Origin of the sequence: Vibrio sp. V10_P2A27P122, assembly GCF_963874335.1 — a bacterium.
Classification (GTDB): Bacteria; Pseudomonadota; Gammaproteobacteria; order Enterobacterales; family Vibrionaceae; genus Vibrio; species Vibrio anguillarum.
The window spans coordinates 1-22,462 of record NZ_CAWNHY010000251.1 but is presented as its reverse complement, the minus strand read 5'-3'; the positions used below and the strand labels follow the sequence as shown (position 1 = coordinate 22,462).

At 44.8% G+C, this 22,462-nt stretch carries 20 protein-coding genes; 3 read left to right on the top strand and 17 right to left on the bottom strand.

Annotated features, from left to right (window positions below):
• Positions 1-71: 71 nt before the first annotated feature.
• The 13 genes from AACQ17_RS11930 to sixA all read right to left on the bottom strand — a co-directional run bounded on the left by AACQ17_RS11930 (position 72) and on the right by sixA (position 13,413).
• Positions 72-572 (bottom strand): DUF2802 domain-containing protein, encoded by a 501-nt coding sequence (locus tag AACQ17_RS11930; protein ID WP_202598892.1) that lies wholly within the window; start codon positions 570-572, stop codon positions 72-74.
• Positions 572-1,066, bottom strand: coding sequence for a chemotaxis protein CheW (locus tag AACQ17_RS11925; RefSeq protein ID WP_013856372.1), 495 nt, complete (start codon positions 1,064-1,066; stop codon positions 572-574). The genes AACQ17_RS11930 and AACQ17_RS11925 overlap by 1 nt, the downstream gene beginning before the upstream one ends.
• A gap of 40 nt (positions 1,067-1,106) precedes the next feature.
• On the bottom strand, positions 1,107-2,096 hold the full coding sequence (locus tag AACQ17_RS11920) for a chemotaxis protein CheW (protein WP_017048525.1): 990 nt from the start codon (positions 2,094-2,096) through the stop codon (positions 1,107-1,109).
• Positions 2,086-2,862: a ParA family protein gene (locus tag AACQ17_RS11915; protein WP_026027244.1), complete on the bottom strand. Its 777-nt coding sequence runs from the start codon at positions 2,860-2,862 to the stop codon at positions 2,086-2,088. Before AACQ17_RS11915 ends, AACQ17_RS11920 begins: the two co-directional genes overlap by 11 nt.
• 10 nt (positions 2,863-2,872) lie before the next feature.
• Positions 2,873-3,988 carry a protein-glutamate methylesterase/protein-glutamine glutaminase gene (locus AACQ17_RS11910; RefSeq protein ID WP_013856369.1) on the bottom strand — a complete coding sequence of 372 codons (1,116 nt, stop codon included), beginning with the start codon at positions 3,986-3,988 and terminating at the stop codon, positions 2,873-2,875.
• 25 nt (positions 3,989-4,013) lie between these two features.
• Positions 4,014-6,308 (bottom strand): chemotaxis protein CheA, encoded by a 2,295-nt coding sequence (locus AACQ17_RS11905; RefSeq protein ID WP_094147760.1) that lies wholly within the window; start codon positions 6,306-6,308, stop codon positions 4,014-4,016.
• Positions 6,309-6,317: 9 nt separating this feature from the next.
• Entirely contained in the window at positions 6,318-7,034 is a 717-nt protein-coding gene (locus tag AACQ17_RS11900) for a protein phosphatase CheZ (RefSeq protein WP_017045236.1), read from the bottom strand.
• Between the two features lie 57 nt (positions 7,035-7,091).
• Positions 7,092-7,460 (bottom strand): chemotaxis response regulator CheY, encoded by a 369-nt coding sequence (gene cheY, locus AACQ17_RS11895; RefSeq protein WP_033197405.1) that lies wholly within the window; start codon positions 7,458-7,460, stop codon positions 7,092-7,094.
• Between the two features lie 44 nt (positions 7,461-7,504).
• Positions 7,505-8,239 carry an RNA polymerase sigma factor FliA gene (locus tag AACQ17_RS11890; RefSeq protein ID WP_010318887.1) on the bottom strand — a complete coding sequence of 245 codons (735 nt, stop codon included), beginning with the start codon at positions 8,237-8,239 and terminating at the stop codon, positions 7,505-7,507.
• Positions 8,232-9,119, bottom strand: a complete 888-nt coding sequence (locus AACQ17_RS11885) for a MinD/ParA family protein (RefSeq protein ID WP_010318888.1) — start codon at positions 9,117-9,119, stop codon at positions 8,232-8,234. Before AACQ17_RS11885 ends, AACQ17_RS11890 begins: the two co-directional genes overlap by 8 nt.
• Before the next feature lie 13 nt (positions 9,120-9,132).
• Complete coding sequence (flhF, locus tag AACQ17_RS11880; protein ID WP_088732741.1) at positions 9,133-10,620, bottom strand: flagellar biosynthesis protein FlhF; 1,488 nt, start codon at positions 10,618-10,620, stop codon at positions 9,133-9,135.
• A 53-nt stretch (positions 10,621-10,673) separates the two neighbouring features.
• Complete coding sequence (gene flhA / locus AACQ17_RS11875) at positions 10,674-12,767, bottom strand: flagellar biosynthesis protein FlhA (protein ID WP_013856364.1); 2,094 nt, start codon at positions 12,765-12,767, stop codon at positions 10,674-10,676.
• Between the two features lie 181 nt (positions 12,768-12,948).
• The gene (gene sixA / locus AACQ17_RS11870; RefSeq protein ID WP_094129009.1) at positions 12,949-13,413 is read right to left on the bottom strand and encodes a phosphohistidine phosphatase SixA; all 465 of its coding nucleotides are present in this window, start codon (positions 13,411-13,413) and stop codon (positions 12,949-12,951) included.
• 214 nt (positions 13,414-13,627) lie between these two features.
• Here sixA and AACQ17_RS11865 point away from each other — a divergent pair, with 214 nt between their 5' ends.
• The gene (locus AACQ17_RS11865) at positions 13,628-16,405 is read left to right on the top strand and encodes an insulinase family protein (RefSeq protein ID WP_094147761.1); all 2,778 of its coding nucleotides are present in this window, start codon (positions 13,628-13,630) and stop codon (positions 16,403-16,405) included.
• A 26-nt stretch (positions 16,406-16,431) separates the two neighbouring features.
• Here the strand turns inward: AACQ17_RS11865 and AACQ17_RS11860 are convergent, their stop codons facing one another.
• Positions 16,432-17,028, bottom strand: coding sequence for a VOC family protein (locus AACQ17_RS11860; protein ID WP_094167585.1), 597 nt, complete (start codon positions 17,026-17,028; stop codon positions 16,432-16,434).
• A gap of 205 nt (positions 17,029-17,233) precedes the next feature.
• Between AACQ17_RS11860 and argS the strand changes: the two genes are divergently transcribed.
• Both argS and AACQ17_RS11850 read left to right on the top strand, forming a co-directional pair.
• Positions 17,234-18,970 (top strand): arginine--tRNA ligase, encoded by a 1,737-nt coding sequence (gene argS / locus AACQ17_RS11855; RefSeq protein ID WP_026028268.1) that lies wholly within the window; start codon positions 17,234-17,236, stop codon positions 18,968-18,970.
• 83 nt (positions 18,971-19,053) lie between these two features.
• Positions 19,054-19,482, top strand: a complete 429-nt coding sequence (locus tag AACQ17_RS11850) for an HIT family protein (protein WP_019280902.1) — start codon at positions 19,054-19,056, stop codon at positions 19,480-19,482.
• Between the two features lie 112 nt (positions 19,483-19,594).
• Here the strand turns inward: AACQ17_RS11850 and AACQ17_RS11845 are convergent, their stop codons facing one another.
• From AACQ17_RS11845 to AACQ17_RS11835, 3 genes are read right to left on the bottom strand one after another with little or no spacing between them, the layout of a single operon-like run.
• Complete coding sequence (locus AACQ17_RS11845; protein WP_017045231.1) at positions 19,595-19,825, bottom strand: FeoC-like transcriptional regulator; 231 nt, start codon at positions 19,823-19,825, stop codon at positions 19,595-19,597.
• Positions 19,822-22,095, bottom strand: coding sequence for a Fe(2+) transporter permease subunit FeoB (gene feoB / locus AACQ17_RS11840; protein WP_019280901.1), 2,274 nt, complete (start codon positions 22,093-22,095; stop codon positions 19,822-19,824). Before feoB ends, AACQ17_RS11845 begins: the two co-directional genes overlap by 4 nt.
• Entirely contained in the window at positions 22,095-22,322 is a 228-nt protein-coding gene (locus AACQ17_RS11835) for a FeoA family protein (protein WP_013856356.1), read from the bottom strand. The genes feoB and AACQ17_RS11835 overlap by 1 nt, the downstream gene beginning before the upstream one ends.
• Positions 22,323-22,462 lie beyond the last annotated feature (140 nt).

Here is a 22,462-nt window from a genome sequence, read left to right as displayed (position 1 = left end):
GGCTACATTTAACCACATTCAAAACTAGAGAGGGAAGCCATTGGCTTCCCTCTCTAGTTTCGCTCTTTCGACTATTTTTTTGCAGGTCGCCTCGTACTTTGCACCGGCTCGCGACCTTCCGGGTGACTACTCAGTGGCGGGATGCTTTCATGCCCTGCAATTTTCTTCTGCAAGGACATCATCAACTCAGCTTCAGCTTTAGGTAGCTCACACTCTTTAATAAGCTCATTGATGTCAGCACCGAGTTGGACCATTTTTGTCGCTCGGCTGTATAAACGCCCATCCGTATCAACATGTTCCAATTCAGTAATTCGCTCGTTTAAATGCTGGATGAGATCCTGCTGATCCGTCACTTTTTGGCCAAGACCAATAGCAACTGAGCGTATTTCCAACAGCTGTCTATTCGCCTTTTGCAACTCCTTATCTAACGATCGGGCTTGTTGTCTTTGGTGATCAATCTGTTGGGCAAGTCCCTGACGTACACGAAGTAACACCAGCAACAAAAATACAACAACAAAAACCGCGCTCCCTATAAGAATAACAGGAGCACTGAACAACATAGCTTCGCTCATTATAGGTGGACCATCTCGTCCCACTCGTCTTCAGTTAGCAGTTTATTCAGGTCAACAAGGATCAATAGCTTACCGTCACGGTTGCTCACGCCTTGGATAAACTTAGCGCTCTCATCAGTACCAACACTTGGTGTAGTATCGATTTCAGAAGAACGTAGGTAAACTACTTCCGCAACGCTATCGACTAAAATACCAATCACTTGGCGCTCAGATTCAATCACAATAATGCGTGTATTATCCGTGATTTCACCTTGCATTAAGCCAAAACGAGATCGTGTATCAATGACGGTCACAACATTACCACGTAGGTTAATGATGCCAAGAACATAATCAGGAGCACCTGGTACAGGTGCAATTTCTGTATAGCGGAGTACTTCACGTACCTGCATTACATTAATTCCGTATGTTTCTTCTTCTAGTTGGAACGTCACCCACTGAAGCACTTCGTCGTTAGACTTGTCTTTTCTTACTTCTACTTCGTTAGTCTGAGACATACCTTTTCCTCTCTAAGTCGATTCCGACATCAATGTATTATTATTTCTCTAGTGCTTTTACATCAAGCCCTGCATTAAGCATAGCTATCAATGCTTCAACATGGATCAAAGCACACATTTTTTCTTTTACCATTCCAGCAAGCCACGGCCTTTTGCCTGCCTGTTCTCGCCAGCGGACCTTCTCTGAGCTTAGCAATTCTGTACCCATAAGCTGAGTACTTGCTAACCCCCACATACTGTCACCAAGCATGACGATGTATTGATAACCTTCTTTGTAGCTATCATCATGGAGCTTTTCTGCCATTACCCATTTTGCCGTATCGACAACATCTAGCTGATTGTCTTTATTAGTTTGCAGTCCAAGGTACCAAGCAGGTCGACCGATTAAATGATTGAGCGTTGCCATACGGTGGATCCCCCCAAGTTCATCAAGAGGCACCGCAAACGTCACGCCATTCACTTCAAAATAGAGCACTTGAAAATCTCGTGTTCTCGCAGTGCTTTGCCATGTACCAATTCCAGAGTAGCCCGCTTGCGTTTCAAGTTCGACTTCAGCCGTCGGTTGCTCAACCACTTCCACGTCAACAGCAAATTCTTCAACAGTGTCTGCCGCAGTCAGAATTTCAACTTCAGGTTCTGTTTCCAAAGTATCGGCGGGAATATCCCATTCTTGGATCTCTTCAACAATTTCAGCCACTGGTTGAGTTTTTAAAGCGATCTGAACGGTGTTTTGCTCCATGATCTCTTCCAGCTCTAACTCTGCCACTGGATTACTTGATTCTAGCTGGCTTAATAAGCGCTGCACATCATCTAAATTCGGCAGCTCAAACTCAACCACTTCAGCATGGTAATAACTTTTTTCCGGTACAGATTGCACCGATGTCGAAAGCGCTAACTCAGGTTCAGCAAGGGACAATTCTTTTTGCTCTTCCGCTTTCAGCTCAAGTTCAATCGCTTCTTCATCTAGTAACGCTGTAAAGTAGTCATCGAGTGCTTGTTCACTGGATAAAAATGGCCCACTACTCATCAATAGCTAGCCTCTCTAAATAAATCAGCAACTGTTTATAAGCAAAAACACCACGGCTACCTTCAGCAAAATGAGAAGCAGGCAAGCGCTTTAAACTCGCGTCACGAAACTTGGTGTCTATAGGTACAGCAGAGCTCCAAACTTGCTCTGGGTAATCTTTTTTAAGTTGATTCAGCGTTTGCAAAGAAGCCCGGGTTCGCTTGTCGTACATAGTCGGTACGATAGTCACTTTGAACGATCGGCTACGAGATTTTTGCATGATGGCTAAGGTGCGAATCATCCTTTCGAGCCCTTTCATAGCCAGAAACTCAGTCTGCACTGGAATTAAGATACGATCGCTGGCGGCCAATGCATTAACCATCATTACCCCTAAAATTGGAGGACAGTCGATCAATACGTAGTCATAATTATGGCGCAATGCAAGAAGCGCACGTTTCAAAATCAGCCCCATTCCACTGCGGTTGCCCATGACTCTATCTAAAGTGGCTAGAGACATATGGGCAGGGATGAGATCAATGCCTTCAACATCGGTTTTTAGGATAAGAGGGGTAACGCTTTGCTCTGTTAACTCACGTTGCTGAAATAGGTCAAACAGGCTGACGGGCACGCCATCAGAATCATAACCTAAGTATGTAGTAAGCGAGGCGTGAGGGTCAGTATCGACCAACAGCACTCTTTTGCCTTGCTGACTTAGCAAACCGGCAAGCGTAATCGTTGTGGTTGTTTTACCCACACCGCCTTTTTGGTTTGCAATACTCCATACAATCATTGAACTTCCTTTATGCGAGGCCAACTTCAACTAACATTCGTTCTGATATACGCTCTAACGGTAAATCTTCAGACGAGATCCCCGCTTTTGCGACAGCTTGCGGCATACCATACACCACGCAACTTTCTTCATCCTGAGCCCAAATGGTTGCCCCTGCGGCTTGTAACATTCGAGCCCCTTCACGACCATCGGCTCCCATACCAGTCAATATCATTGACAGCACTTTATCTGCATAGATCTTCGCCGCAGAACCGAATGTTATATCAACACACGGCTTATAATTCATACGTTCACCACCATCGATAATGCGCAATTTTGCACTACCCGGACGGCCCTCAATCATCATCTGTTTACCACCCGGAGCCAAGTAAGCAACGCCTGGGCGCAATGCATCGCCATCTTCTGCTTCTTTCACTTCAATTTTACACAGTGAGTTGAGCCGGTTTGCAAATGCAGCAGTGAAGGTGGCAGGCATGTGTTGAATGAGTACGATCGGATGCGGATAATTCGCAGGTAACTTCGTCAATATTTTTTGTAACGCAACCGGGCCCCCTGTAGAGGTACCGATAGCGGTCAACTGATATTTTTTACCTGTAGCTTTAAAGCGAGCCAATGTGCCCATTGATTTCGGCGCAGGGGAACTCGCCGTTGTAGCCGCTGTTCTATTGGCAAACGGCGACGATGTGCTCGGCGCTGGGCGTGAAACCAAAGGTCTTCTCAGCATCCCTTTTTTCGACGCGATTTGAATAACCCGTTGTTGTAATAAAGCGACAGCCTCATCACGGTTACGGGCAATATCTTCAAACTTTTTCGGTAAGAAATCTAACGCTCCAGCATCTAAAGCATCTAGCGTTGCTTTGGCACCATCATGAGTCAGCGATGAGAACATCAAGATTGGGATCGGGTTCGCAGCCATAATTTCACGGACAGCAGTAATGCCATCCATAACTGGCATCTCAATATCCATTGTGATGACATCAGGCTTTAAGATTCTCGCTTTTTCTACGGCTTCTTTACCGTTAGTTGCAACATCAATCACTTCTAGACGGGTGTCAGAGTTAATAATTTCACTCACACGCCGTCTAAAAAAGCTCGAATCATCAACGACTAATACTCTAATCGCCATGGGTGTCCTTATATTGTGTGCTCATTTAAATGCGGGAAGCAGCAGCATACTGCTTAAGCAAATCTGGCACATCTAGTATTAGTGCAATATGTCCATCGCTGGTAATCGTTGCCCCAGCCATACCCGGTGTTTTTTGAAGAAGCTTATCTAGTGGTTTGATTACCACTTCTTCTTGGCCAATTAAGGTATCAACCACAAAACCAACTCGCTGGCTACCAATCTGAACAATAACAACATGTCCATGACCTTTACGCAGTTCTATTTTACCCGCTTTAGGTGCTAGCCAATTCTGTAAGTAGAAGAGTGGTATCGATTTTTTACGTACTATGATGGTCAATTGTCCATCAACGACGTTCGTCCGGCTAAGATCAAGATGGAAGATTTCATTCACGCTCGCAAGCGGTAGAGCAAATGGATGCCCTGCGACCCCAACCATCAATGTCGGTAAGATAGCGAGTGTTAACGGCACTTTGATCGTAATCTTAGTCCCTTTGCCCATCTCAGAATCGATGTCAATTGAACCATTGAGTGTATTGATGGCTGTTTTTACAACATCCATCCCAACACCACGACCAGAAATGTCTGAAATTTGCTCTTTACTGGAGAATCCCGCCATAAAGATTAAGTTGAAACACTCTTTATTGGAGAGACGCGACGCCGCATCTTCATCCATCATGCCTCGTTTAACCGCAATACTACGCAGCTTATCTGGGTCCATACCGCCGCCATCATCGACGATAGCTAGTTCAATATGATCACCTTCTTGCGAAGCTGAGAGTATGATTTTACCCGTGCTTGGCTTTCCAGATTTGCTACGCACATCAGGCATTTCAATGCCGTGGTCAACTGAGTTACGCACTAAGTGGATCAATGGGTCTGCAAGCGCTTCAACCAAGTTTTTATCAAGGTCTGTTTCTTCGCCCCGCATTTCAAGCACGATGTCTTTTTTCAGGGTACGTGCAAGGTCTCGAACCACGCGAGGGAAACGACCGAACACTTTCTTAATCGGTTGCATGCGCGTTTTCATGACAGCGCCTTGTAAATCCGCAGTAACTACATCAAGGTTAGCCACCGCTTTTGCCATCTCTTCGTCGTTGCTATTAAGCCCTAAACTCAGCAAGCGGTTACGCACTAGCACCAATTCGCCAATCATGTTCATAATGATGTCGAGCGTTGATGTATCAACACGGACTGTTGTTTCCGGCTGAGTTTGCGCTTTTTTAGCCACAGCAGGTGCTGATACTTCTTTTTTCTCAGCCACTGCAACCGGAGCTTTCGCCGGGGAAGAGGCGGCTGGAGCCGTTACTTTAGGCTGAGGAGCAGGTGTAGGTTTCGCCGCTTCAGCTTTCGGTTTTGCGGTCTCTGTTGGTTTTACAGGCTCTGCTGGCTTCACATTTTCAGAAGCAGGTCTGGTTGCCATTTCCAACTCTTCTGGCAATGGCCCTTTTCCTGAGCCATGCAGTTCGTCAAGAAGCTTTTCAAACTCCTCGTCCGTCATCAAATCATCGCCACCACCAGCAGAAGCTTTAGGTGCCGCTGTTGATTTAGGCGGAGTAGTTGGTTTCACTGTAACCTCAGGAGCGGGTTCAACGGTTGGAGCTTTGCCTACGCCGTGCAGTTCATCAAGCAGCTTTTCAAATTCGTCATCCGTAATGTCACCACTAGCAGCCACTGATGCACTTGGGGCTTTGGGCGCTGGGGCCGCTGGTGCGGCATTTTCAGAATGAGCATTAGGCGCGGTGCCCTTGCCATGTAATTCGTCTAATAGTTTTTCAAATTCATCTTGCGTGATTTCATCGATAGAATTTGACGCGACAGCCTTTGAGGCCACTGGTTGAATGACTTCCGGTTCAGGCGCTTCGATAGCGGCCTCTTCCTCGACTTCAACTTCAGCAATAACAGGCTCTACTTCGTCAATTTCATCTTCAGAAGCAGGACGACACAATTTATGAAGTTCATCGAGTAGAGCGGGATCTGCAGGCTCTAAGGGTTCTTGATCTTGAACAGCGCGAAACTGTGCGTTAACGGTGTCTAAAGCTCGTAACATCGTATCCATCAAGCTCGATGTTACACTTCTTTGGCCATTGCGTAAGATATCAAATACGTTCTCGGCACCGTGGCACGTCTCAACCAGCTCGGTGAGGGCAAGAAACCCGGCCCCACCTTTAACGGTATGGAAACCGCGGAAAATCGCATTTAATAACTCCCTGTCTTCGGGGTTGTTCTCAAGTTCAACCAATTGCTCTGAGAGCAATTCGAGAATTTCACCTGCTTCAACCAAAAAGTCCTGAAGAATGTCGTCGTCTAATTCGTAGCTCATACGTTACCCCTAAAAACCAAGACTCGATAACAAATCATCGACTTCGTCTTGAGATGAAACCGCATCGGCTCTTTCATGAGGGTTCAAAATAGGACCTTCAGGTTCGATAGATGGGTTCTTCTTGTCTGTTTTTTGTTCTATTTGGTTAGCCCCAAAGGCAGTGAGAATCTCAACTAGGCGTTTCTCAACTTCATTAACCAGCGTAATAACACGCCGAATTATTTGGCCAGTGAGATCTTGAAAGTCTTGAGCCATCAATATCTCAGTTAGCTGACCTCGCAATTCGCTGCTGTTGCCTTCAACTTGTGATAGTAGATCATCAATACGGTGACAAAGTGCTTTAAACTCAATGAGATCAATACGTCCATGCATCAACTCATTCCATTGTGGACGCACTTTTAACAGACCTTCGTGAAGGCTGTCAGCGATCGGCATACATCGATCCACTGCATCCATTGTTTTATTCGCAGCCACTTCCGTTTTATCAATTACGTATTGAAGACGATCCCTTGCATCTGGAATTTCGTCATTTGCAATCTCAGCCATCCGTTCATCAAGGTTGAACTGTTTGAGCGATTCATGCAGTTCCCTTGTCAAAGTGCCTATTTCTTGCAGCATTGGATTGCTTGCTTTGTCGTAGGTCTCTTTAAAGAGTTGATTCGCCTGATCTTGCTGTCCATTTTCCAGTAGCTGAACGAGTTCTTTTGCTTGTTCTAATGAAATCATCGATTAGCCTTTTCGCGCATAAATGAATAGAGCACCTTTTGTCTGTGACCACACGCTTTATAAACGCTCGAAAATTTTATCCAGTTTTTCTTTAAGCGTAGCAGCAGTAAAAGGTTTTACGATATAACCATTCACACCTGCTTGAGCTGCCTCGATGATTTGTTCGCGTTTTGCTTCTGCGGTGATCATCAGAACAGGCAGATGCTTAAGTTCTGCGTCTGCTCGGATATTTTTCAACAAATCGATGCCTTGCATGCCCGGCATATTCCAGTCTGTAACCACAAACTCAAAATCACCTTTCTTTAGCATAGGCAACGCTGTCAGGCCATCATCTGCTTCTTGGGTATTATTGAAGCCCAAATCACGAAGTAGATTCTTAACAATACGGCGCATTGTTGAAAAGTCGTCAACAATAAGGATCTTCATGTTTTTATTCAAAATTGCCTCCACTGAGCTCGAAATCAGTGATATTAGTCATTTTGCGTCCAAGAACTTAACTTCGTTCTTAGTCGCTGCATAGATTGGCTTAGTATCTGGCTAACGCGGGATTCGCTAACACCTAGAACTTCACCAATTTCTTTTAAGTTTAGCTCTTCATCATAATAGAGCGAAAGTACCAAAGCTTCACGTTCTGGAAGTGATTTTATTGATTCAACCAATGCTTTACGAAACGATTCATCGGCGACTCCCTTAAATGGCGAGTTGTCTTCATCGTCATCCAGAGGAGAAATTGCATCATCAGAAATACCTAAATCTTCGATTCCGACAATCCGTGAGCAATTAATGTCAGTTAATACAGTATGGTACTGATCCAGCGACATGCCTAAATACTTCGCAACTTCTGTATCAGTTGGGTTTCGGTTTAGCTCACCTTCTAGAACTGAAATTGCATGGGTTATCTCTCGGTTGTGTTTATGAACCGAGCGTGGAACCCAATCACCACGCCGAATATCGTCGAGCATAGCTCCACGAATTCGAATTCCTGCGTAGGTTTCAAAGCTTGCACCTTTACTCCCATCATAATTTTTTTGTGCTTCAAGTAGGCCTATCATACCGGCTTGTATTAGATCTTCGACTAATACGTTTGGTGGCAGGCGACCTGCTAAATGGTGTGCAATACGCTTAACCAATACAGAGTATTTTTCTAAAAATGCTTGTTGGCTCTTTAGGTTTCCGTGTTGGTCATAAGTAAGCGCTTTATTCACCGAATGGTTCCCCTACACTTTCTGTTCTATTTAGCAAACGCTCGACAAAAAATTCCAGATGGCCTGTCGGCGTTCTTGGAATTGGCCACGTTAACGCTTTACTTGCCAACGAGCTGATTGCCAGTGCCGCAGGTGACCGTGGAAACGCATCGACCACTATTTTTTGTTTTTTTACTGCTTGTCGCACTTTATCATCCAAAGGTATGCAAGCAACAAGTTCAAGGCTCACATTTAGGAATCTTTCTGTCACTAAAGTTAATTTAGCAAATAATTCCCGTCCTTCACGATAACTTCTCACCATATTGGCCACAATTTTAAAACGTTGCACTTGGTGTTCACGACTTAAGAGCTTGATCAGCGCGTAAGCGTCGGTGATGGATGTCGGTTCGTCACATACCACGATCACTACATCTTGTGCGGCGCGACAGAAGCTCACGACCATATCAGAAATACCTGCGGCTGTATCGATGAGCAGAATATCCATCTCATCTTCTAAACTGCCAAAGGCGCGTATTAAACCAACATGTTGGGCGTGTGACAACTCTGTCATCGACTGTGTGCCCGAGGTCGCTGGAATTATTCGTATCCCAAAAGGCCCCTCGACGATGGCATCTTTGAGTTCACACTCGCCAGCCAGTACATGCCCTAAGTTTCGCTTCGGGCGTATGCCAAGCATCACATCCACGTTAGCTAAACCTAAGTCTGCATCCAACACCATGACTTTTTTGCCTTGACGAGCCATGCAGATCGCCATGCCGAGTGTCACGTGAGATTTACCCACACCACCTTTACCACCAGTCACAGATATGACTTTGGTCAGTGACGGTTGAGTTAAGCGGCGTAAACCGCTCGCTTGGTCATATATCATATTATTCGCCATATTTGTCCGCCGCCTAGAATCTCTCGGAGTCGCTGCTCCAATAGTGAGGTTCATTCTCTGTCGACTTCTCTAGCAATTCGTTTGCCTTTGCAACCATGTACTTCGGCTGGGCAATCACAATATCTTCTGGTACACGCTGGCCATTCGCGATGTAAGCAACGGGCAGTGCGTTTTGAACCACGACACTCACAAATTCCCCTAAGCTCAATGACTCATCAAGCTTAGTCATAATGCACCCTGAAAGAGGGATCCTTCTAAAGTGCTCGATTGTTTCTTGTAATACTTTTCTTTGTGCCGTTGCAGGCAGAACAAGGTAACTGTGGATGATTTCGCCACTCTCTTGCATCAGGGTATCGAGCTGCTCTGATAACCGAACATCACGCTGCCCCATCCCCGCGGTATCAACTAAAATTAAACGCCGATTTCTTAGCTGATATATTACATCGGCTAACTCACTGGAATCTTTAGCAACTCTTACTGGACAACCCATGATTCGGCCATAAATAGAGAGCTGTTCATGAGCACCAATACGGTAGGTATCTGTGGTGACTAGAGCGACGTTATCAGCGCCATACTCCATAGCGGCGCGAGCGGCTAGTTTAGCAATGGTGGTGGTTTTACCAACCCCTGTTGGGCCTAATAGCGCAACCACACCACCACGTTTCAGAATATCTTGTTTGGAAACAGGGACTTGATCAGCCACTAAGCCAAGCAGTGCCTTCCAAGCTTTAGTTGGAGCAGTATCTTCTGGGATATAGCACGCAAGCTGGTCAGCCAGTTCTTGTGAAACCCCCATGCGCTCAAGTCGTTTAATGAGCATGGCACGCAAAGGTTCTCGACGCTCAACTTCTTGCCACATTAATCCTGAAACTTGATGTTCTAACAGGCGGCGTATTGAGGTCATCTCTTCACGCATGTTTTCCAGCTCTGGGTTCGAAACACTCGCCTCTTGCGTTGGGTAACGATCATAACGCGACGGATCTAACTTCGGCGTTTGACGGGTGGACGCTCTTCTATCCTCTGCAATTAACTTCGCTAATGGCGAATCGGCTCGTAACTCTGCACTACCGTGTCCTGAGTTAGTGTTAGATGAACCTGATTGACGTTGCAATAATGCAGAGAGCGAATCTTCATTTTCGGCGTGATAGTCCGAATCTGAGCCACTTGGTGCGCTGTACTGCTTTAACATATTTGCAAAACGTTTGGTCATTGAACGCCCAGTATCTGCGCTGTTTTGCAGGCTGACTCGATCATCATCCAACTCACGAGAGGATTTGTTCAAAGACGGGGTGACTTGGGTGTAACCTTGTTGTCTAGGCTGCGAATTATAGCGCTTGGCACTGTTTTGCTGGGTGGGCTGTTCACCATCCACAGCGGCAACGATTTCCACACCACCCGCGACTTTTTTATTCGACATGATCACCGCTTCCGCACCAAGCTCTTCTTTCACTTGCAGCAGCGCTGTTCGCATATCTTTGGCAAAAAATCGTTTTATTTTCAAAGCAGATATCCGTGTTTAAATGGCTAAAGCCCGATTAGGTAACAGCAGTTTCGTTAGTTACCAACGGCTTGAACAATCCGAATTTGTTTCTCGTCAGGTATTTCTTGATAAGAGAGCACACGCAAATTAGGTATCGTGTTTTTCACAAACTTCGCCAAAGTTGAACGAAGTACACCAGACGTGAGTAACACGGCGGGCTCACCTTTCAATTCTTGTTCTTGCGTTGCATGGCTCAGTGCAGCTTGTAGACGCTCTGCTAAGCCTGGCTCAATACCTGCCGATTCTCCTCCTGACGCCTGCATGGTTTGATGCAATATTTGTTCCAGCTCAGGAATTAGTGTTATCACTGGTAGTTCAGGTTCTATACCATTGATTTCTTGGACGATTAAACGCTTCAATGAGATTCGAACGGCCGCCGTTAGGATGTCAGGTTCTTGACTCCGCCCAGAATACTCCGCCAAGGTTTGTATTATGGTTCGAATATCTCGGATTGGAATCGCTTCATTGAGTAGGTTTTGCAGTACCTTGACGACTGTACCCAACGGCAGTTGATCTGGAACGAAGTTTTCAACTAGCCTTGGCGCTGAGCGACCCAGCATTTCAATTAAGTTTTGAACCTCTTCATGACCAATCAGTTGCGAGGCGTTATTAGTGAGAAGCTGACTCAAATGAGTGGCGAGTACGGTCGATGAGTCCACAACTGTGTAACCGAGAGCTTGTGCGTGTTCACGTTGTTCTTCACGGATCCAAACCGCTTCAAGGCCGAATGCAGGGTCGAGTGTGCGTTCACCGTCAATAACACCATAGACTTGACCAGGGTTAATCGCCAGTTCTTGATCTGGGCGGATCTCCGCTTCGCCAACAGCTACCCCCATTAAGGTAATGCGATAACTATTGGGTGTTAATTCTAAATTGTCACGAATATGCACTGCGGGGATGAGAAAACCAAAGTCTTGCGACAGTTTTTTCCGAACACCTTTTACGCGTTCGAGCAGCTCTCCACCTTGATCTCGGTCCACCAGCGGTATCAATCGATAGCCCACTTCTAAGCCAATCACATCAACAGGTTGAACATCATCCCAAGAGAGCTCTTTTTGAGTGGGGGCTTCGTTGTCCACTTTTGCAGGCAGTTTCTTTTCATCGGCGGTTTTTTTCTGTTTGCGTATCATCCAATACGCGCAACCACCCGCTAACGCGGCTAGCAGTAAAAAAGCAAAGTGAGGCATACCCGGTACAATGCCCATGATGCCGAGAATACAAGCGGTAATCATCAATGCTTTAGGGTTGTCAAACAGTTGGAAGACGACTTGCTCTCCCATATCTTCATCGGTATTTTGACGGGTAACCATCATGGCAGCGCCAATCGAAAGCAGCAATGAGGGGATCTGAGCCACTAAGCCGTCACCAATGGTCAGCAGTGTGTAGATTTGGATCGCTTCTTTAAAACCCAACCCATATTGCGCCATACCAATCGATAAGCCGCCAATAATGTTGATGAACAAAATTAAGATCCCAGCAATCGCATCCCCTTTAACAAATTTTGACGCACCGTCCATTGAACCGTAGAAATCCGCTTCTTTGGTTACTTCAAAGCGTCTCAGCCGCGCTTGGTCTTGATCGATTAAACCCGCATTTAAGTCCGCATCTATGGCCATTTGCTTACCCGGCAAGGCATCTAGGGTAAAGCGAGCACTCACCTCAGAAATACGTCCCGCACCTTTGGTTACTACCATGAAGTTAATGATCATCAAGATCAAAAACACCACTAAACCAACGGCGTAGTTACCACCGATCACCACACTACCAAACGCTTCAATGACGTTACCAGCCGCCCCAGGGCCTTCATGACCATACAATAAAACCACACGGGTTGAAGCGACGTTCAAGGCTAGTCGAAGTAAGGTTGCAATAAGCAAAACCGTAGGAAAAGCAGCAAAATCAAGCGGTCTACGGGTATAGACAGTAACGAGTAACACCACCATCGATAAGGCAATGTTAAAAGTGAAAAACAGATCCAATAGGAAGGCTGGGATCGGTAAAACGACCATAGCCAACGTGGCCAATACCATAACCGGCGCACCGATTGCTGGCATACTTCGCTGCGGTATTGATGGCAATTTATCTGCAAATGGGAGAGTAAATTTCATAGGTTAGCAAGCAATCTGTTGATAAATATCTATAAATGCGACAATGCGTTAACTCGGCGATGCAATTTTTAGTCCAGTAAAAAAGTCAAAATAATGGCTACATTGGTAAAGGCAATAACCCTTCACTTAACGTAGCCTAGTTATTCAAATTACGTGAACTTCTTTTACTTTGAATGGTGGTTTAAGGATTAATACTCCAGATCTGCTGTCCTTTACGCAACTCTCTATCATATTCGATACCAATCAGACCGGATGTGGGGAACATTGGAGGGACTAAATCGGTAACGAATTCAGCCGCGAGATAGCCAACTAACGGTAAATGAGACACCAGCAGCACTGATTCGATTTGTTCTACATCGGCCAAGGCAGAGACATACTCAAATACCACTTCCGCTTTCCCATAAGGTGTGATGTCATCACAGGTCACAACATCATTGGCATTAAAATAAGAGGCTATCGCAGCCCAAGTTTGCTGCGCCCGTAAGTAAGGGCTTACCAATACTTTATCTACATGGCGAAGATCTTGCTTTTCACAAGCACGAGCCACAGCAACAGACTCACGAAGACCTCTTTCGGTTAAGGCCCTTTGTGCATCACTCGCTGCATAATGTTCAGCTTCTCCGTGACGCATAATAAAAATCTTCATTACTCATTCCTAGTGGTTATTATCTATGCCGTCTAGGCGGCTTTATTCTCGATTATATCAGGCAACCAAGCAAAGACTTCGACACTGTTAACAGTCTATTAAAAAGTCTCCTGAAGGACTAAAATGGCACTTTGCTCATAAAATCATTGCTTGAAATTTGCACCTAACCGTTTCAACGCCATAATTAAAAAAGCCTTTTCTGTGGAGAGTCACTGTGCATTTAAGCCCTAACGACACCAACCAATACCGCTACATTACGTTAACTAATGGTCTGAGAACATTACTTATTCAAGCGGATGATGCACAAAAGTCAGCCGCTGCTTTAGCGATTAATGTAGGGCATTTTGATGACCCTGAAGACAGAGAAGGTCTTGCCCACTATCTGGAACACATGCTGTTTTTAGGCACAGAAAAGTACCCGAAAATTGGTGAGTTTCAAAGTTTTATTAATCAACATGGTGGCAGCAATAACGCATGGACTGGTACAGAGCACACCTGTTTTTTCTTTGATGTAAGCCCAAATCATTTTGAAAAAGCCTTGGACCGATTCAGCCAATTCTTTTGTGCCCCCTTGTTTAATGAAGAAGCCCTAGATAAAGAACGCCAAGCGGTGGATTCTGAATTTAAACTCAAACAGAATGATGATTCGAGAAGGCTCTATCAGGTTCAAAAAGAAACCATCAATCCGCAACACCCGTTTGCTAAATTTTCAGTGGGTAATTTAGAAACGCTGTGTGATAGAAATGGTGTCTCTATCCGTGAAGAAATTGTCCGTTTTCACCATGAAAATTACTCGGCTGATTTGATGACGCTCTCGCTAGCAGGCCCACAGACACTTGATGAGTTAGAGCTGTGGGCAAGAGATGAATTTTCCTCCATCCCAAATAAACAGCTCGGCCCGAAAAAAATAGAGGTGCCTTTTGTTTTAGACGCGCACCGAGGCGTCTTGATTCAAATCGAGCCACGAAAAGAGATCCGCAAACTGATTTTAAGCTTCCCTGCCCCAAGCGCGGATGACTTTTATCATGTCAAACCTCTCTCTTATTTCGCCCATCTCATCGGTTACGAAGGTGAAGGCAGTTTAATGCTGGCATTAAAAGAGAAAGGTTGGATCACGTCCTTATCGGCTGGAGGCGGCGCGAGTGGCAGCAATTATCGTGAGTTTTCGATAAGTTTTAGCCTGACACATGAAGGCGTAAAACAGGTCGATAACATCATCCAGTCACTCTTTACTCAGATTAAATTAATCGCAGATCAGGGGCTAAACGAATGGCGTTACCTTGAGAAAAGAGCGGTGCTTGAATCGGCTTTTCGCTTTCAAGAAACGACAAGGCCATTAGACATGGTCAGCCATTTAGTGGTTAATATGCAGCACTATCAGCCGCAAGACACCATCTATGGCGATTACATGATGGCGGGCTACAACGAATCACTACTTAAGCAAGCACTTCATTATTTGACTCCTGAAAATCTACGCGCCACGTTAATTGCTAAAGATGGGTATTACGATAAGAAAGCGAAATGGTATTTTACACCCTATTCAATTACTCCATTATCGGCGTCACAACTTGCAGCATTCGCAACCCCTTGCGACATTGAAACAAACTTACCGCCACTCAATCCTTTTATCTGTTACGACTTAGACCCAAAACCGTTAGAGCCTTCAACGTCTTTACACCCGGAAATCATTGAAGAGTTACCAGGCTTTCGTTTATGGCATCTACAAGACCATGAATTTAGAGTGCCTAAAGGGGTAATTTACATCGCGATTGATAGCCCCATCTCGGTAGCCACTGCTCGAAATATTGTTAAAACACGTCTCTGTGTGGAAATGTTTTTAGACTCGCTGGCCACGGAAACTTATCAAGCAGAAATTGCTGGGATGAGTTACAACATGTACGCTCATCAAGGCGGCGTCACCCTGATGCTTTCTGGTTTTAGCGAAAAACAACCACAGTTAATGGAGATGATTCTCGCACGCTTTGCTAAACGTGATTTTAGCCTAAAACGCTTTAACACCATCAAGCAACAACTGCTTCGTAACTGGCAAAATACCACTAAAGATCGTCCAATTTCGCAGCTTTTCAATGCAATGACGGGTATTTTACAACCCAACAACCCTCCTTATGAAACGCTACTTGGTGCCTTAAAACAGATAGAAGTCGATGAGCTCAGTGATTTCGTTGAACAAATATTAGCGCAACTTCATGTTGAGATGTTTGTCTATGGCGACTGGTTAAGAAGTGATGCACAAGCGATGGCAGATACGCTTAAAAATGCATTACGAGTCAAAGATCAAGAGTACGAGGAATCATTAAGACCACTCGTCATGCTCGGAGAGAGTGGGACTTTTCAAAAAGAGGTTCACTGCGATCAAGAAGATTCTGCTGTGGTGGTCTATTATCAGTGCAATGATGCCGCACCGCGCAGCATCGCCTTATATTCATTAGCTAATCACTTGATGTCCGCTACATTTTTTCATGAAATTCGCACTAAGCAACAACTTGGTTATATGGTCGGAACGGGCAACATGCCATTAAACCGTCACCCAGGCATCGTACTCTATGTCCAGTCACCGAATGCTGCTCCTTATGAGCTGATTAGCGCTGTAGATGAATTTTTAAATGCTTTTTACATGGTGCTGCTGGAGCTAAACGAATACCAGTGGCACAGCAGTAAACGCGGTTTGTGGAATCAAATTTCAACCCCCGACCCCACCCTTCGCAGCCGTGCGCAAAGACTTTGGGTTGCTATCGGCAATAAAGATGCCGGCTTTGATCAAAGAGAGCAGGTTTTGAGTGAACTGAAATCACTCAGTCGCAGTGATATGATCCGCTTTGTGGTCAATGAGCTAAAACCAAGGACCGCCAATCGACTGATCATGCACAGCCAAGGAAATGCACATCAAACGGTTCAGAAACTCAGTTTAGGGCAAGAAATCGGCTCAATTGAAGCGTTCCAGCTTCGGCCTAAAAGCTATAACTTAGGATAACAGTACTTCATCACCATCAGAGCAATTTATCTTTGCTCTGATTTTACGATCTCTTTTAAAGAGTGGGGATGCAGTTTAATGCACACGCCTTGCCACTTAAATGCAACCGTCGGGTTATGTAATCGCTCTCCTTCCCCTTTTGGACTGGACAATTTAACTTGAACACCTTGAGTGTCTAATGTTGTCCAGCATTCTTTTAATTGTGGGTAAACCGACAGTATATCCTGCAAATAGGCTTGCGCGGTTTGTGCCTCAGATGGCACCACAAATTCCACATGCTCCCAGCTCTGCTCTGGATAAATTTTTCCCTCGGCAGGGTAAGGCAATTCCAAACATTCTATTGACCAACTATTAGCCGATAGCGGCACCGTAAATTCAATCACAATGATAGGACGGCCATTTATCTGAGCACTCGATATTTCTCGCCCTTCCTCCAGCCATGCCGCATGTGCTAATGACGCTAATTTACGATCATTAATGCGCAGTGCAATGTGGTCAGCTTGATTTGTGGATAAATCAATATGCAAAATTTTGGTTAATTCTTGAATTTTATGCATAAATTTATCTAAATTCTGCTTAAGCTGTTCAGGATGAAGCGCTGCATTCTTTAATGGTTCAAGCATTTAAATGGTCCAAAATGATGATTATCGTCTAATAGTACCAACAACTCTTCGAAAAGTAGAAAATTTCCTAATTTAGTCCCTATAAGCGCCTCAATAAAATTGGTATTATGTGCGCCAAATGATGAACAAAATTAAGATATGTATTGGCACTAAATGGTGAATAAAATGCATACCTTTGCAATTCCAAGAATTAAAGGAAACGCGTGTGAATATCCAAGCACTGATTAATGACAAAGTATCTCAGGCTCTTGAAGCCGCAGGCGCACCAGCTGGCAGTCCTGCTGCTGTTCGCCAATCGGCCAAAGCGCAATTTGGTGACTATCAAGCCAATGGCATTATGGGCGTAGCTAAGCAACTGGGTACCAACCCGCGAGAATTTGCTCAAAAAGTATTGGATGTTCTGGACCTCGATGGCATTGCGAGCAAAACGGAAATTGCAGGCCCAGGTTTTATCAACATTTTCCTCAGTGAAGCGTTTCTTGCTAAACAAGCGGATATCGCCCTAGCAGATGAGCACCTTGGTGTAACCAAAGAAGCGCAAAAGACGATCGTCGCAGACTACTCAGCGCCTAACGTTGCCAAAGAGATGCATGTAGGCCACTTACGCTCAACCATCATTGGTGACGCCGTTGTACGTACCTTGGAATTTTTAGGCCATAAAGTGATCCGCGCCAACCACATCGGTGACTGGGGCACGCAATTTGGTATGTTGATAGCCAACCTTGAACGTGTGCAACAAGAATCTGGTAACGAAGTTTCAATGGAACTTTCCGATCTTGAAGCTTTCTATCGTGAGTCAAAAAAACTCTACGACGAAGATGAAGTGTTTGCCGCTAAAGCACGAAATTATGTGGTCAAACTACAAAGCGGTGACGAATTCTGCGCTCAAATGTGGAAAAAATTGGTGGATATCACCATGATCCAAAACCAGCGTAACTATGATCGTTTGAATGTTTCGTTGACGCGCGATGATGTGATGGGCGAAAGCATGTACAACGACATGTTGCCCGGCATCGTAGCCGATTTAAAAGAAAAAGGTTTGGCGCAAGAAGATGATGGCGCACAAGTCGTTTTTCTTGAAGAATACAAAAATAAAGATGGCGAGCCGATGGGCGTTATCATCCAAAAACGTGATGGCGGCTTCTTATACACCACAACCGATATCGCGTGTGCAAAATACCGTTATGAAACCTTGGGTGCGGACCGTGTGCTGTACTTTATCGACTCGCGTCAACATCAGCACCTAATGCAAGCATGGACGATTGTCCGCAAAGCGGGCTATGTACCTGACGAAGTGACTCTTGAACACCACGCCTTTGGTATGATGCTAGGCAAAGATGGCCGCCCGTTCAAAACTCGTGCTGGCGGTACTGTTCGTCTGGCCGATCTTCTCGATGAAGCGCAAGAGCGTGCCGCTAAATTAATTGAATCCAAAAACCCTGATTTAGACGCCGCAGAAAAAGCGAACATTGCCAATACTGTCGCGATGGCCGCAGTGAAATATGCTGATCTTTCTAAGCACCGTACTACCGATTACGTGTTTGACTGGGACAACATGTTGGCATTTGAAGGTAACACTGCACCTTACATGCAGTATGCCTACACACGTGTCGCGTCAATTTTTGCTAAAGCAGGCGTATCGATGGATAACCTGACGGGTGAAATTAAAGTCACACAAGAGAAAGAAAAAGCTTTGATTGCGAAACTTCTGCAGTTTGAAGAAGCGGTACAAGCTGTTGCCCGCGAAGGCCAACCTCACATTATGTGTAGCTACCTATTTGAATTAGCTGGCCAATTCTCTAGCTTCTATGAAGCATGCCCAATCTTAGTCGCTGAAGATGAAAGTGTGAAACAAAGCCGCCTAAAACTGGCTGCGTTGACAGCAAAAACCATCAAGCAAGGTCTGTCGCTACTCGGTATTGATACATTAGAACGTATGTAACGACAGCTATGAGTGAATGAAAGGGTTGACCATGGTCAGCCTTTTCTTTTATCGGTGATAACATCCGTGCAAGTGAGATTGACATGAATTTTGAACTCCACCCGCAACTGGCCAAAGACACTTCCGTCATTGGCGAATTTCCTCTTTGCTTAGCATTACTCCATAAAGATAATGCCGTGCCTTGGATTATTCTGGTGCCTAAACGTGCAAATTTAAAAGAGCTGCATCATCTACCAATGCAGGAACAGCAACAATTTTTGTGTGAATCTCAAGCCGTTAGCCAAGCTCTTGAAGCCACGTTTTGTCCAGATAAACTCAATTTAGGTTCGCTGGGTAACATGGTTCCTCAGCTCCATATTCACCATGTTGCTCGATTTAAAAATGACATAGCATGGCCTGGGCCTATCTGGGGCAATACTCAAGGGATAGTGAGAGCCGAACAAGAACAGCAAGCGATCTTAACCAGAATCCAAAATGTTCTATCACTGAGTTCTATTTTTAGAAAAGGATAAACGTCGTCTCTCACACCATATACTAGGTAAAAGATAGATTGGGTAAAAGTTTGAAAGCCGCTGACATCAGCGGCTTTCGTTTATCAGACAGAATGCCTAGCATCAATTATGACTAAAGTACGACAGTCAAAGACAGCCCGTTATTTCGGTTAAGCCCATAACGCACTCTTGTTACGCGGTTAGCCTTGTTGGTATCGATAGTGCGCGACAACACACCTTTTCGTATCCACACGGCTAACATAGCGTCAACGCCGTCCTCACTGAGCGAAAACTTTTTCGCAATCGCCGAGCGGCTAACGATCCCATTCTCTTCAATGTAGCGCTTTAACTCATTTAATATCATGCCACTTGTACCTCAAGCACCGTTTTCTGCTGGAGTCCTTTTCGCTTAAGCATTTTAAAGGTCAACAAACTCACCATAATAATGGCAATAATCCACGTTAAACTTTCAACTGGGGTTTCAGTGATCCTAGTCGCTTGGTAATAAAGCGCGGCACCACCATACGCAAGCCCCATCGTCCATACTGCGATAAAACGAGCGTAATTCGCCCCAAACTCACGAACATAAGCCCCCATGGCTGCAACGCAAGGCGTGTAAAGCAAAATGAAGATAAGGTAGGCAAATGCGGCATGACCAGTGACAAAGTGCTGTTTCAAATTACCAAAGATTGAGGCATCTACGGCTTGCTCTTCAGCCACTGCGCTACTGTCTGTCAAGTCTCCGACTTCGATACCGAGCGGATCAGAGAAGCTTAATCCCGTTAGGTTTTCTGGAATAGACATAACCGCTTCTTGTAGGCTCGCCATTAGATCATATTCACTTTCATCACCTTCAGCAGAGGTATACAAATTGTTTAATGTTCCGACTACCGCTTCTTTTGCAAAAATACCCGTGATGATACCCACTGTCGCTGGCCAGTTATCTTGATTGATACCAATAGGAGCAAATACCGGCGTAACCACTTGAGCCACTTTTGATAACACGGAGTTGTCACTATCTTCATTACCAAAGCTGCCATCAGTACCAACTGAATTGAGGAAGCTTAAGATCATAACAACGATGACAATCGTTTTCCCTGCACCGAGAACAAAACGTTTTAATTTCTGCCATGTTTTGATCATGATGTTTTGTAGCGTTGGGATCTCGTAATCTGGCATCTCCATCACTAGGCTGTCGCTTGAACCCGGATAGAGCGTATGCTTCAAAACCAAACCAGTGAACACTGCGGCTAAAATGCCCAACAAATAAAGAGCAAAAACTACATTTTGACCGCTTTCAGGGAAAAACGCCGCAGCAAATAGCGCATACACGGGCAAACGTGCACCACATGACATAAAGGGTGCCATCGATGCCGCTAATTTACGTTCACGTTCTTGATCTAGAGTTCGGGTCGCCATAATCGCGGGAACGTTACAACCAAATCCTAAAACAAGCGGAACAAACGCTTTACCCGGTAGGCCTATCTTCTGCATCACTTTATCTAAAACAAAAGCCGCACGAGACATATAGCCAGAACTTTCGAGTACAGCTAAAAATAAGTACAAACAAGCGATAACTGGGATAAATGTGGCGACGGTTTGAATACCTCCGCCAAGGCCATCGGCTAATAATGTCACTAGCCAAATAGGCAAATGATCATCCAGTAAGTAGTGCCCGCCATCAACCAATAACGCCCCGACGCCAATGTCGAAGAAATCAATGAAAGCGCTCCCAATATTGATCGAGAACATAAACATTAAGTACATAACCACAAAGAAAAACGGTACACCCACCCATTTATTTAAAATCAGCTTATCTGCTTTTTGTGTAAAACTGTGGCTTAGTTTCCCTTCGGTTTTGCGGATCTGCTGGCACTGTTCATGCAAAAATGTGTATTTGGTATCAGCGACATGCAGATCAATATCCAAACCACTTTGCAATTGCTCTTTCTGGATAAGCTCACGCTGCACTTCTGGTAATCCATTAATCACCAAAAGATCATTTTCTAAAGCACGAATAGCCAATGCGCGAGGTGCCACTTGCTTATGTTGAAAAATAGTGGTTAATTTTCCGATCGATTGTTCAAATGCACTACCGTAATCCAATAGCAGTTCTTTAAGAGCTACGCCTTGCAGCAGTACTTTATGCAGCTTTTCTTTGAATCGACTCACCTGCTCTTTACTGGTAGCCGAAAGCATAAAAACGGGGCAACCTAGAACTTTCTCAAGTTGTTGAATGTCTAGGCTTTGACGCTCTCTTTTTAAAGCGTCCATTTTATTCAAAACCACAATCATTGGACGCCCGAGCTCTCTCAATTGAAGCGTCATATAGAGACTGCGCTCCAAACACGTCACGTCCACAACGTTAATGATTAAATCAGCAGGATGTGTAAGAACCGCTCTAGAGGCAATGGATTCGTCAATGCTGTTACTGTCATTCCCGCTGTCAAGTGCGTAGATGCCCGGCAAATCCGTTAGTATGAATTCATCTCCAGAATGAGTGTAGCGACCCGTTTTTTTCTCAACTGTAACACCAGCCCAGTTACCGACTTGTTGCTTAGAACCAGTCAGCCCATTAAATAACGTTGTTTTGCCACTATTAGGGTTACCAACGGTTAGAATTTGATATCGCACTACGCTCTCTCCACTTCAATACAAGCGGCTATATTTTCACGTACCGCTAAAGAGACGCCTCTCACTTCAAGTTGAAGTGGATCTCCCATAGGAGCTCTTCTGATTAACGTAACAGTAGTTAGAGGCAGCAAGCCCATCACCATCAATTTTTTACGAATGTCATTTGGAAGTTGATTGAACGCGACAATGCTCGCGCTATCCCCTTCATTTAATTGAGATAATTTCATCTATCTTGCTCTCAATGGTAGTGGTAATGAGAAATATTTTTATTAACAGGCGAATAATACACGCGCTAACCCTCTATTTTATTGCGTGAAATCAAAGATTGCATAAATCCATCACGTTGTTTTCGGTAAATAAACTGACG

Coding starts and splice junctions, on each gene's coding strand:
- flhA (WP_013856364.1), bottom strand. CDS start 12,767: ATGAAATTTACTCTCCCATTTGCAGATAAATTGCCATCAATACCGCAG.
- AACQ17_RS11845 (WP_017045231.1), bottom strand. CDS start 19,825: ATGATATTAAATGAGTTAAAGCGCTACATTGAAGAGAATGGGATCGTT.
- AACQ17_RS11860 (WP_094167585.1), bottom strand. CDS start 17,028: ATGCTTGAACCATTAAAGAATGCAGCGCTTCATCCTGAACAGCTTAAG.
- AACQ17_RS11835 (WP_013856356.1), bottom strand. CDS start 22,322: ATGAAATTATCTCAATTAAATGAAGGGGATAGCGCGAGCATTGTCGCG.
- cheY (WP_033197405.1), bottom strand. CDS start 7,460: ATGAAGATCCTTATTGTTGACGACTTTTCAACAATGCGCCGTATTGTT.
- sixA (WP_094129009.1), bottom strand. CDS start 13,413: ATGAAGATTTTTATTATGCGTCACGGAGAAGCTGAACATTATGCAGCG.
- AACQ17_RS11900 (WP_017045236.1), bottom strand. CDS start 7,034: ATGATTTCATTAGAACAAGCAAAAGAACTCGTTCAGCTACTGGAAAAT.
- AACQ17_RS11905 (WP_094147760.1), bottom strand. CDS start 6,308: ATGAGCTACGAATTAGACGACGACATTCTTCAGGACTTTTTGGTTGAA.
- AACQ17_RS11925 (WP_013856372.1), bottom strand. CDS start 1,066: ATGTCTCAGACTAACGAAGTAGAAGTAAGAAAAGACAAGTCTAACGAC.
- AACQ17_RS11850 (WP_019280902.1), top strand. CDS start 19,054: ATGAATTTTGAACTCCACCCGCAACTGGCCAAAGACACTTCCGTCATT.
- AACQ17_RS11930 (WP_202598892.1), bottom strand. CDS start 572: ATGAGCGAAGCTATGTTGTTCAGTGCTCCTGTTATTCTTATAGGGAGC.
- AACQ17_RS11915 (WP_026027244.1), bottom strand. CDS start 2,862: ATGATTGTATGGAGTATTGCAAACCAAAAAGGCGGTGTGGGTAAAACA.
- AACQ17_RS11885 (WP_010318888.1), bottom strand. CDS start 9,119: ATGGCGAATAATATGATATATGACCAAGCGAGCGGTTTACGCCGCTTA.
- AACQ17_RS11910 (WP_013856369.1), bottom strand. CDS start 3,988: ATGGCGATTAGAGTATTAGTCGTTGATGATTCGAGCTTTTTTAGACGG.